Source organism: Desulforamulus profundi, assembly GCF_002607855.1.
Genome location: NZ_AWQQ01000137.1, coordinates 1 through 2,062, shown reverse-complemented (window position 1 = coordinate 2,062; position 2,062 = coordinate 1). Strand labels below are relative to the sequence as shown.

Genomic DNA, 2,062 nt, shown 5'->3' with positions numbered 1-2,062 from the left:
GCCGTGTGCGTGAATAGCGCAAGCACGGTTCTGTGAGGGTTGTGTGTTCAATTTAGCCATGGAGCAAATATTGTGGCACTCCCAGAGGAAACGGGGAGAAACGGTGAAAACAAACCTGCTTCTAAAGTTAGAGAGACGCACTTCTACTCGACATTGGTTATAACTACAATAAAGGAGTTGGATCAATTATGCAAAACGTAAAGAACAGATTGGCTACAGAATTAGCTAAGGAATGCAAAAGCATGGATGATGTCCATAACATGCTGAGGGATCTTTTTAAGGACACCATTCAAAAAATTCTCGAGGCGGAAATGGATGCCCACCTGGGCTATGAAAAACATGACCTGCCGGGGATCTTTCTGGCAACAGTAGGAACGGATACAGTAAAAAGACTGTTCAGACCCAAATGGGCAGAACAGAAATTAAGATTCCCCGTGATCGTAACGGCGAGTTTGAACCACAAATCATCAAGAAATACGAAACTACGGCCAATGAACTGGAAGAACAAATTATTGCCATGTATGCTAAGGGCATGTCCACCAGGGATATAGAGGACCATATGCGGGATATTTATGGCATTGAAGTCTCTGCAGCTATGGTCAGCAAAGTGACTGATAAAATCCTACCTATGATTGCAGAATGGCAATCCAGACCGTTGGATCGGGTTTACCCCGTAGTCTTCCTTGATGCTATTCACTTCAAAGTGCGTAAGGATAACCGCATTGTCAATAAAGCAGCCTATAGTGTACTGGCCATTAATATGAACGGCCAAAAAGAAATACTAGGCATCTGGATTGGCGAGCATGAAAGYGCCAGTTTYTGGCTYGGYGTMTGYAATGACCTCAAAAAYAGGGGKGTTGAAGACATYTTAATWGCCTGYAAAGACGGTCTCTTCCGGYTTCAGYGAAGCATTAACGCTGTTTTCCCCAGGACAAGGATACAATTATGTGTTATTCACCAAATTCGTAACTCTATGAAATATGTATCCTACAAAGAGCAGAAGGCAGTAATGACTGACCTTAAGAAGGTTTACCAGGCTTTGACCCTTGAAGAGGCTGAATTTGCCTTTGAGGAATTTAAAGAGAAGTGGGGCAAGAAACACCCTATCATAATCAAGTCTTGGGAAAACAACTGGCTGGAACTAACGGCATATTTTGAATATCCTTATGAGATCAGGAAGATGATCTACACGACCAACATTATCGAAGGTTACCATCGGCAGTTAAGGAAAGTAACCAAAACAAAAACTGCTTACCCAACTGACGATGCTTTAAGAAAGATTATTTATTTGGCAACAGAATCAATCTCAAAGAAGTGGACTATGCCAATCCGGGAATGGAGGAATTGTATCTCCCAACTTGCAATATACTTTGGGGATAGAGTTCAGCCAGGGGATTGCCTAAAACAATGGGTTAGGTAACGGGTTTATCGCTTTAGTTCTCCCGGAGATAGTTATAAAAGGAAGAAAGCTGGGAATAATATCCTCAGCTATCTCCGGCAGAACCCTGCGGGCGCTCGGGTTGCTCCCCAGCATTGCCCTATCCTCCCGACAGGTAAGAGCCACTATAAGCCTACCCAATATCTGACGGAATAATCCAATTACACAAAATTTTGTACACTCCCTCGGTTATAGATAATTGACGTCCTTTTTGCTTTAACATATTAAATTAGCACTCCCTATCTAATGATAGGTATTTATTCCTACAAATATCTCCATTTTCCTTCCTGTTATGCTAAAGATATCTAATTTTGGTTATTATTGTTTGAAGTTTTTCAACAGTCTCCTAGGTGTTAAAAATTATTTATCGAAATTTGTACATTTCTACTTGACGGTCACACGGCCCGCCTCCACCACCATATCCACAGTTTTTTTAAATATAACTTCTCACTAGCGTTGCATAAATAAATTTCCAAAATGTCAATATCTAAAATTCTAGAAAAAAACCAATAAATCATTGTTTTTCCAGCAATATCCTGTAAAAATGATTAAAATCTCCTTATAATTGAGGTATAACAGGTAGTCCTGTCCATAATCTCAAAAATAAGGAGACATCGCATGGAC

The 2,062-nt window shown here is 40.7% G+C and carries 1 pseudogene; it reads left to right on the top strand.

Annotated elements, in window-relative coordinates:
• Positions 1-188 precede the first annotated feature (188 nt).
• Positions 189-1,420, top strand: a pseudogene (locus P378_RS17380) (IS256 family transposase).
• The last annotated feature ends 642 nt before the right edge of the window (positions 1,421-2,062 follow it).